Here is a 9,783-nt window from a genome sequence, read left to right on the forward strand (position 1 = left end):
GACAGCCTGGATGCCCACGGCTGCCTCGTCGCGCCGCTGCGCTGATCGATTGCACTTGCGGCGCCGGCTGCGCCAGCACGGCGGGATCCCGCACGACATACCGACCGCACGAAACGCGGAACAGACGGAAGAAACGTGGGCGCTGCCGCCCACGCGGACGTTGGTGGGATCAGAACACCACGACCGACCGGATCGACTCGCCCTTCTTCATCAGGTCGAAGCCATCGTTGATCTGGTCGAGCGTCAGGTGATGGGTGATGAGATCATCGATATTGATCTTGTTTTCCATGTACCAGTCGACGATCTTCGGCACGTCCGTACGACCGCGCGCGCCGCCGAACGCGGAGCCTTTCCACACGCGGCCCGTAACGAGCTGGAATGGACGCGTCGCGATTTCCTTGCCCGCTTCCGCCACGCCGATGATGATCGATTGGCCCCAGCCCTTGTGGCAGCACTCCAGCGCCTGGCGCATCGTCGTGACGTTGCCGATGCATTCGAACGAGTAGTCCGCGCCGCCGTCCGTCAGCTGGACGATGGTGTCGACGACGTTCTCGACTTCCTTCGGATTGACGAAGTGCGTCATGCCGAATTTACGGGCCATCTCTTCGCGGCCCGGGTTGAGGTCCACGCCGATGATTTTATCGGCGCCGACCATCTTCGCCGCCTGGATCACGTTCAGGCCGATGCCGCCCAGGCCGAACACGACGACGTTCGCGCCCGCCTCGACCTTCGCCGTGAAGATCACGGCGCCGATGCCCGTCGTGACGCCGCAGCCGATGTAGCAGATCTTGTCGAACGGGGCGTCCGAACGGACTTTCGCCAGCGCGATTTCCGGCACCACGATGTAGTTCGAGAAGGTGGACGTGCCCATGTAGTGGTAGATCGGCTTGCCGTCCAGCGAGAAGCGCGACGTCGCATCCGGCATCAGGCCGCGGCCCTGCGTCGAGCGGATGGCCTGGCACAGGTTCGTCTTTTGCGACAGGCAGAATTTGCACTGGCGGCATTCCGGCGTGTACAGCGGGATGACGTGGTCGTCTTTACGGAGGCTCGTCACGCCCGGGCCGACGTCGACGACGACGCCCGCGCCCTCATGGCCCAGGATGGCCGGGAAGATGCCTTCCGGGTCGGCGCCGGACAGTGTGTAGTAGTCGGTATGGCAGATGCCCGTCGCCTTGACTTCGACGAGCACCTCGCCCGCCTTCGGGCCCTCGAGTTCGACCTCTTCGATCGTCAGCGGTTTCCCTGCCTGCCATGCAATCGCGGCCCTGGTTTTCATGTTTACGGTCCCTGGAAGATGATGAAAGAATGTTCGGCATGATACCAAGCCGGCACAAAACCTACTTTGCCTTCAACCGTCCCGCGAACGCCCCGTGCAGGCCGTTAAGTAATTCCTCCGCCGCCACGAGCTGCTCCGCCACTTCGTTGATCTTGCGCCGGCTCGAGCGCGCATGGTCGCGCAGCACCTCGAACGCCGTGTTGCGGTCCGTCTGGTAGCGCGCCATCAGCAGCCCCACCGCCAGGCTCGTCTCGCGGCCCGCCGCCAGCGCGGCGTTCAGGTTCGCTTCGGTGCGGCGCAACTGGCGGATCTCGTCGGCGCGGGCCAGCGCGGATTCGAACGCGGGAATCAGGCGCGCGGCATCGACCGGCTTCACGACGAAGCCGACGGCCCCGTGGCTGGCGGCCTGGCGCGCCGTCTCGGCATCGTCGACCGACGACAGGAACATGAACGCGACCGACGTGTGCTCCCTGAGGCGGCGCGCCAGGTCGAGGCCGGACATGCCGGGCATGCTGATGTCGAGCAGGGCCAGCGCGATGTCGGCTTCGCGCTCGGCCACGCGCTGCAGCGCTTCGACGCCCGATTCGGCCGTCATCGTCTCGTAACCGGAATGGTCCAGTACGGTTTTCAGGTAATCGAGCAGGAGGGGATCGTCGTCGACCAGCAAGATCAGCCGGCGGGGAGGCAGGTACGCGCTCATTGTTATGGTTCTCGCAGCGAGAGGTTGCACGCGACCGTTGCGGCGCGCGGTCGCATGGGCGCCTGCGGCGCGCCAAAAATATAGCACGTTGACAAGCCGTCTCGTCAAAGAAATTCACAATCTCTGCGCTTACGCAACAACTGTTGCGCACGATTGAAATCCGATTGCATATGTATAACTTCTCAAAATAAACTGATTTTCGCTGCCCAATACGGGTAGCGGACAACCAAAAAGCATGCGGTCCACAAGGCCAGCTGCAATACATATTTTCTTAGACGGAGAAAACACCGATGAATCAGAAATACACTCGCGCATCGAAGATGGTCCCGGTCCTCGGGCTGTGCATGGCGGCCCTGGCCGTCGCGTTCTCGGGAAGTGTGTCGGCCGCGCCCGGCACGACCCGCGTGATCGTCGCCTTCAAACCCGGCTCGGCTGCCAACATCAAGTCCGCCGTCGCGGCCGCCCGGGGCACGGTCAAGCAGGACATCTTCAACATGAACGCGATGGCCATCGAAGTGCCGACGGCCGCGCTGCAGGGCCTGCAGCACAATCCGAACGTCGAGTACGTCGAGGAAGACGTGATCCGCAAACCGTTCGCGCTGACGACACCGTCGACCGGCGTACCGTACACGTCCGGCCAGCTGGTGCCATACGGCATCAAGCAGGTGCAGGCCGACCAGCTGTCCGATGCGAACACGAGCAACCGCAAGATCTGCATCATCGACTCCGGTGTCGATTTCAGCCATGAAGACCTGAAGGACAACGGCGCCAACGTCACCGGCGAATACGATTCCGGCACGGGCTGGTGGTACACGGACGAAACCCACCACGGCACCCACGTGTTCGGCACCATCGCGGGCGTGAACAACGGCCTGGGTGTCGTCGGCGTGAACCCGAACAAGCAGCTCAAGCTGCACATCGTGAAAGTGTTCGGCAAGGATGGCGCGTGGACGTATTCGTCGACCCTGGCCAATGCCGCCAACAAGTGCGGCGCGGCGGGCGCGAACGTCATCACGATGTCGCTGGGCGGCGGCGCCAGGAGCATCACCGAACAGCGCGCCTTCGACAACCTGCAGACCAAGGGCGTCCTCTCGATCGCGGCGGCGGGCAACGACGGCAATTCGACGACGTCGTACCCGGCCGGCTACACGAGCGTGATGTCGGTGGCGGCCGTGGACGAGAACAAGGTCGTCGCCTCGTTCTCGCAATACAACAAGGATGTCGAGATCGCCGGTCCCGGTGTGGCCGTGCTGTCGACCGTCCCGATGGGCACCGGCGTCGACACGGCACTGACGGTCGGCTCGGCGAACTACGCCTCGTCGGCGATGGAAGGCTCGCCCGTCAAGACCGCGACGGCACCGCTGGCCGACTTCGGCATCGGCGACACCGTCAACTCGTCCGTCTCCGGCAAGGTCTGCCTGATCCAGCGCGGCACCGTCGACTTCGCGACCAAGGTCGCCAACTGCCAGAACAGCGGCGGCGTGGGCGCGATCGTCTACAACAACGTGGCGGGCGCATTCGGCGGCACGCTGGGCACGACCGTCACGACGATCCCGTCGCTGACCGCCTCCGACACGGACGGCGCCGCGATGAAGGCCCAGCTGGGCCAGAGCGCGACGGTGGCCGTGAAGGCATCGAACTACGCCTACTTCGACGGCACCTCGATGGCCACGCCGCACGTGTCGGCCGTCGCCGCACTGGTGTGGAGCTACTTCCCGACCTGCACGGGCGCCCAGATCCGTACGTCGCTGGACAACAGCGCGCTCGACCTGGGTACGGCCGGCCGCGACACGAAGTACGGCTACGGTCTGGTGCAGGCCAAGGCGGCGTACGATCGCATCAAGGCGCTGGGCTGCGGTAAATAATCCGTCGCTTTGCAGCACGACAAAAGGGGCGCCACGAGCGTCCCTTTTCGTTAACGGCCGCGTAATCCATCTATAATGGTCGTTTTCGCATTTTCAGCCCATACAGCCTATACAGCCACATCATGGAATTAGCCAAGTCTTTCGAGCCAGTCGACATCGAACAATTCTGGCGCACGGAATGGGAACAGCGCGGTTACTTCGCCGCGTCGATGGACGACGGCAAGCCGTCGTTCAGCATCCAGCTGCCGCCGCCGAACGTGACGGGCACCCTGCACATGGGCCACGCCTTCAACCAGACCGTCATGGATGGCCTGACCCGCTACTACCGCATGCGTGGCTTCAACACGGCGTGGATCCCGGGCACCGACCACGCCGGCATCGCCACCCAGATCGTCGTGGAGCGCCAGCTCGACGCGCAGAAGATCTCGCGCCACGACCTGGGCCGCGAAGCCTTCGTCGAGAAGGTCTGGGAGTGGAAGGAAAAATCGGGCAGCACCATCACGGGCCAGATGCGCCGCCTGGGCGCCTCGGCCGACTGGAACCGCGAATACTTCACGATGGACGAGCCGCGCTCGAAGACCGTCACCGAAGTGTTCGTGCGCCTGTTCGAACAGGGCCTGATCTACCGCGGCAAGCGCCTCGTCAACTGGGACCCGGTGCTGGGCACGGCCGTCTCCGACCTCGAAGTGGTGTCGGAAGAAGAAGACGGTTCGATGTGGTACATCCAGTACCCGCTGGCGGACGGCAGCGGCCACCTGACGGTCGCGACGACGCGTCCGGAAACGATGCTGGGCGACGTCGCCGTCGCCGTCGACCCGACCGACGAACGCTACACGCACCTGCACGGCAAGATGCTCAAGCTGCCGCTCGTCGGCCGCGAGATCCCCGTCATCGCCGATTCCTACGTGGATAAAGCGTTCGGCACCGGCTGCGTGAAGATCACGCCGGCGCACGACTTCAACGACTACGCCGTCGGCCAGCGCCATAACCTGCCGATGCCGTCGATCATGACGCTCGAGGCGAAGATCACGGACGACGCGCCGGCAGCCTACCGCGGCCTGGACCGCTTCGAAGCGCGCAAGAAGATCGTCGCCGACCTCGAAGCGCAAGGCCTGCTGGAACAGGTCAAACCGCACAAGCTGCAGGTGCCGCGCGGCGACCGCACGGGCGTCGTCATCGAGCCGATGCTGACGGACCAGTGGTTCGTCGCGATGAGCAAGCCGGCGCCGGAAGGCACGCACAACCCGGGCAAGTCGATCACCGACGTGGCGCTGGAAAAGGTCGCGAGCGGCGAGATCAAGTTCGTTCCGGAGAACTGGACGACCACGTACAACCAGTGGCTGAACAACATCCAGGACTGGTGCATCTCGCGCCAGCTGTGGTGGGGCCACCGCATCCCGGCCTGGTACGGTCCGAACGGCGAAGTCGTCGTCGCCCGCAACCAGGAAGAGGCGCAGCAGAAGGCGCTTGCCGCCGGCGTCCAGGGTGAACTGAAACGCGACGACGACGTGCTGGACACGTGGTTCTCGTCGGCGCTCGTTCCGTTCTCGACGGTCGGCTGGCCGGAGCAGACGAAGGACATGGAGATGTTCCTGCCCTCCTCCGTGCTCGTCACCGGCTTCGACATCATCTTCTTCTGGGTCGCACGCATGGTCATGATGACGGCGCACTTCACCGGCAAGGTCCCGTTCAAGACCGTGTACGTGCACGGCCTCGTGCGCGATTCGTCGGGCCAGAAGATGTCGAAATCGAAAGGCAACACGCTCGATCCGATCGACCTGATCGATGGCATCGACGTGGAATCGCTCGTCGCCAAGCGCACGACGGGCCTGATGAATCCGAAGGCCGCCGAGAAGATCGCCAAGGCGACGCGCAAGGAATTCCCGGACGGGATCCCGGCCTTCGGCACGGACGCCGTGCGCTTCACGATGGCGAGCTACGCGTCCCTCGGCCGCAACATCAACTTCGACCTGGGCCGCTGCGAAGGCTATCGCAACTTCTGCAACAAGCTGTGGAACGCGACCCGCTTCGTGCTGATGAACACCGAAGGAAAGGACTGCGGCAAGCCGGACGTCGCCGACTACTCGCAGGCCGACCGCTGGATCATCTCGCGCCTGAACCGCGTCGAGCTGGACGTCGCGAAGGGCTTCGAGGACTACCGCTTCGACAACATCGCCAATTCGATTTACAGCTTCGTCTGGGACGAGTACTGCGACTGGTACCTGGAACTGGCGAAGGTGCAGGTCCAGCAGGGCACGGAAGCGCAGCAGCGCGCCACCCGCCACACCTTGCTGCGCGTGCTGGAAGTCGTGCTGCGCCTCGCGCATCCGATCATCCCGTTCGTCACGGAAGCGCTGTGGCAGGCCGTCGCGCCGCTGGCGGGCAAAGGATCGGGCGAAAATCGCGACACCATCATGCTGCAGCCGTACCCGATCGCCGACGAGTCGCTGATCGACGCGGATGCGGAAAGCTGGATGGAGCAGTTCAAGAAGGTCACCGACGCGACCCGCAACCTGCGCGGTGAAATGAAGCTGTCGCCGTCCGTGCGCGTGCCGCTGATCGTCGAACCGGCGAACGATGCCGACCGCGCGGCCGCACAAGGCTTCGCGCCGTACGTCGCGCTGCTGGCCAAGCTGTCGGAAGTGCAGATCGTCGATACGCTGCCGGATTCGCCGGCCGCCGTCGCCATCGTCGGCACGACCAAGCTGATGCTGAAGGTGGAGATCGACGTCGCCGCCGAACGCGAGCGCCTGAAAAAGGAGATCGCGCGCATCGAAGGCGAGATCGCCAAGGCTACGGCCAAGCTGTCCAGCGAAAGCTTCGTCGCCCGCGCACCGGCGGCCGTCGTCGCGCAGGAACGCGAGCGCCTGGACAACTTCAGCGCCACCCTGGCCAAGCTGAACGAGCAGTTCGCCAAGCTGCCGCCGGCCTGATGTCGCACGTTCTCCCATGAACGACGCGCCGGCTCGACACCGGCGCGTTTTTTTTATCGGTCACATTCATGACGACTTCCCACTTCGCACAACTGGCCGCCTACAACGAATGGATGAACCGGAAGCTGTACGGCGCGGCCGCCGCGCTGCCGGCGGAGCGCCTGCATGAAGATCGGGGCGCGTTCTTCGGGTCGGTCTTCGGCACGCTGAACCACCTCGTGATCGCGGACCTCATCTGGTTCAAGCGCATCGCGGCCGGCGTGCCGGGCCTGGCATCGCTGCAGTGCCTGGAGGAGCTGCCCCGGCCGGCGTCGCTGGACGCGCGCCTATGCGCGGCCTTGCCCGAACTGAACGCGTTGCGCAGGCAACTGGACGCCGCCATCCTCGCGTTCAGCGCCGAAGTGACGCCCGCCCACCTGGACGGCGCGTTCACGTGGACGTCGATGAAGGGCATCGCCAGCACGAAGCGGCTGGGCGACGTCCTGCTGCACGTGTTCAACCACCAGACGCATCACCGGGGCCAGGCCACGACGCTGTTCTCGCAGATGGGCATCGACGTCGGTCCGACGGACATCCTTCTGCTGTTGCCGGACGTGGCTTGACGCGGATGGCGCTTACGCGGCGGCATATTGATGCGCGCCGCATAACCCGCGCGCACCTACGCCATCAGAACGTTTCCCACGCCTCGTCCTCCACCGCGGTTGTCCGCTTCACGGCGGACGGCGCACCCGCGCCGGTCGCGCGCCGCGCGGGCGCGGACAGTGCGCGCACCGGGGCGTCCGGCTTCGTTCCCGGACGCGTGACGGACGCACGATGAAGTTCCCGCTGGCCCGGCACCTCGTCCAGCACGAACACGTCGACGACGCCGCTCAGCGCACCGACCTGGTCCAGCAGCGAAGTGGCGGCGGCAGTGGCTTCCTCGACCAGGGCCACGTTCTGCTGCGTGATCGAATCCATCTGGCCGATCGCCTCGTTGATCTGGTCGAGCCCGGAAGTCTGTTCCTGGCTCGCCTGGGTGATTTCGCCCATGATGTCCGTCACGCGCTGGATGCCGCTGACGATCTCTTTCATGGTGACACCGGCCTCGTCGACCAGGCGCGCGCCGCTGTCCACCTTGCTGACGGAATCGCCGATCAGTTGTTTGATTTCCTTCGCGGCGCCGGCCGAGCGCTGGGCCAGGTTGCGCACCTCCGACGCGACGACGGCGAAGCCACGGCCCTGCTCGCCGGCCCGGGCCGCCTCCACCGCCGCGTTCAGCGCGAGGATATTGGTCTGGAACGCGATCCCGTCGATGACGCCGATGATGTCCACGATCTTGCGCGAGGACTCGTTGATCGAACCCATCGTGTCGACCACTTGCGCCACGAGGCCGCCGCCGCGCACCGCCACTTCCGACGCCGATACCGCCAACTGGTTGGCCTGGCGCGCGTTGTCGGCGTTCTGGCGTACCGTGCCGGTCAGCTCTTCCATCGACGCGGCGGTCTGTTCCAGCGAACTGGCCTGGCCGCAAGTACGTTCCGACAGGTCCATGTTGCCGGCCGCGATCTGGGAGGAGGCGCTGGAAATGGTCTGGGTACTGGTGCGCACTTCCGCCACGATACCGGCCAGGTTGGCTTTCATCTGGGATAGCGCCGCCAGCAAGGTGCCGATTTCGTTGTTGCCACGCACCTCGATCCGTCCGGTCAGGTCGCCCGCGGCAACGCGGGACGCGATGGCTGTCGCTTCGCCGAGCGGCGCCGAGATCCCGCGGATCATCGCCGCGCCCACGGCGACGCCGACCAGCGCGGCCAGCAACAGCACGCCGCCCGCAAAATACGCGGTGTGGCGCAGGCTGTCGGCGACGTCCGCCTCGTTGGCGGCCGCGCGCTCCTTCGACGCGCGCGTGAGCGCCGCCATGGCTTCGTCACCGACCCGGTACGACGGATTGATCTTCTTGATCAGGATGGCTTCCGCACCGTCCCAGTCACCCGCCCGGATCGCGTCGGCCGCCGCCTTGATATGCGCCACGCCCAGATTATCGCTCTTGGCGAACCATTCGTCGGCCAGGCGCTTTTCCGCGGCATTGCCGATCGACCCGCTGTACTTCGTCCACTTCTCGTTCGTGGCGTTCGCCAGGGCGTCGATCTGGGTGAAATGCACGGTCAGCGCGTGGTCATGCAGCTGCGACCAGGACAGCGTCGGGTTATGCTGCAAGGCCTGGAGGATCTGGCTGCGCGCCAGCTCCATGTCGAGGCGGATCGACTTTTGGTCGTACGCGCTTTTCTGGTCCGCCAGGATCACGTGGCGGATCAGGCCGACCGACCGGTCCGCGCCGTACAAGCCCATGGCACCAATCACCAGCATCATCGCGACGAGCAAGCTCAATGCCGTCACGACGAGCGTCTTAATCTTCATATTATTTAACATTTTCATTCCTCGGCGTTCTTAATCGTTTAGCGCGCGGCTCGATACGCCATCGAAGCGGCGGCTGTTGAAAAACTGGTGGATGGACGCGCGCAGCTCCTCCACCTCGTCGAATTCGACGTACGTCACGTCGACCAGGTCCTCGAGTTCGCGGATCAGGGTCGTCTTGATCGGTGCGCCTTTCCACACAAGGAACAGCACCGGGGTGCGCCGTCCCTTGAAGATGTGGTAACTCAGTTCGAAGGCACTGCTTTCGCTCATGCCGACGCGGATGTTGATCATCACGTCCGCGTGGTCCAGCAATCCCAGGCGGTGGTTGCGGAAGTTCCGGGGCGTGAACGGCATGTGCTGCTCGCGTTCGAAGGAGTGCTTGAACGTGAGGGCGCTTTCGGCCTGCGTGCCGGTCAGGTAATCGAACGCATACGGTGCCCCGTTGGCGCTGTCGATCAGGTGCATGATGTCGCTGATCATGCGCTGCTGCCGCGCGTCCGATTCGGTGAACGGCTGGCGGATGAACACCTTCAGCGGCTCGGCACCCGCCACGCGCTTGCGCTCGTGCCGGCGGCGCTCGGGAATCGTGGCCGCGGCCGCCGCCACGAGCGCAAG

At 64.8% G+C, this 9,783-nt stretch carries 6 protein-coding genes and 1 pseudogene; 3 read left to right on the top strand and 4 right to left on the bottom strand.

Annotation, left to right across the window (positions count from 1 at the left end; translation table 11 throughout):
• Positions 1 to 169: 169 nt before the first annotated feature.
• Together ACEN88_RS17030 and ACEN88_RS17035 are read right to left on the bottom strand one after the other, a co-directional pair.
• Positions 170 to 1,276: an S-(hydroxymethyl)glutathione dehydrogenase/class III alcohol dehydrogenase gene (locus tag ACEN88_RS17030; RefSeq protein ID WP_371766092.1), complete on the bottom strand. Its 1,107-nt coding sequence runs from the start codon at positions 1,274 to 1,276 to the stop codon at positions 170 to 172.
• Positions 1,277 to 1,337: 61 nt separating this feature from the next.
• Positions 1,338 to 1,976 (bottom strand): ANTAR domain-containing response regulator, encoded by a 639-nt coding sequence (locus tag ACEN88_RS17035; RefSeq protein WP_413341407.1) that lies wholly within the window; start codon positions 1,974 to 1,976, stop codon positions 1,338 to 1,340.
• A gap of 290 nt (positions 1,977 to 2,266) precedes the next feature.
• Here ACEN88_RS17035 and ACEN88_RS17040 point away from each other — a divergent pair, with 290 nt between their 5' ends.
• The 3 genes from ACEN88_RS17040 to ACEN88_RS17050 all read left to right on the top strand — a co-directional run bounded on the left by ACEN88_RS17040 (position 2,267) and on the right by ACEN88_RS17050 (position 7,376).
• Positions 2,267 to 3,841, top strand: a complete 1,575-nt coding sequence (locus tag ACEN88_RS17040; protein WP_413341409.1) for a S8 family serine peptidase — start codon at positions 2,267 to 2,269, stop codon at positions 3,839 to 3,841.
• 122 nt (positions 3,842 to 3,963) lie between these two features.
• Entirely contained in the window at positions 3,964 to 6,774 is a 2,811-nt protein-coding gene (locus ACEN88_RS17045) for a valine--tRNA ligase (protein WP_413341411.1), read from the top strand.
• A 68-nt stretch (positions 6,775 to 6,842) separates the two neighbouring features.
• A complete protein-coding gene (locus ACEN88_RS17050) occupies positions 6,843 to 7,376 on the top strand; it encodes a DinB family protein (RefSeq protein ID WP_413341413.1) in 534 nt (177 codons plus the stop codon).
• Between the two features lie 64 nt (positions 7,377 to 7,440).
• On the opposite strand, the gene ACEN88_RS17055 is transcribed toward ACEN88_RS17050, so the two are convergent.
• On the bottom strand, positions 7,441 to 9,168 hold the full coding sequence (locus tag ACEN88_RS17055; protein ID WP_413341415.1) for a methyl-accepting chemotaxis protein: 1,728 nt from the start codon (positions 9,166 to 9,168) through the stop codon (positions 7,441 to 7,443).
• Positions 9,169 to 9,198: 30 nt separating this feature from the next.
• Positions 9,199 to 9,783 (bottom strand): annotated as a pseudogene (carB, locus tag ACEN88_RS17060) (carbamoyl phosphate synthase large subunit); the annotation flags it as partial.

The organism is Massilia sp. CT11-108, assembly GCF_047302915.1.
GTDB classification, from domain to species: Bacteria; Pseudomonadota; Gammaproteobacteria; order Burkholderiales; family Burkholderiaceae_D; genus Telluria; species Telluria orientalis.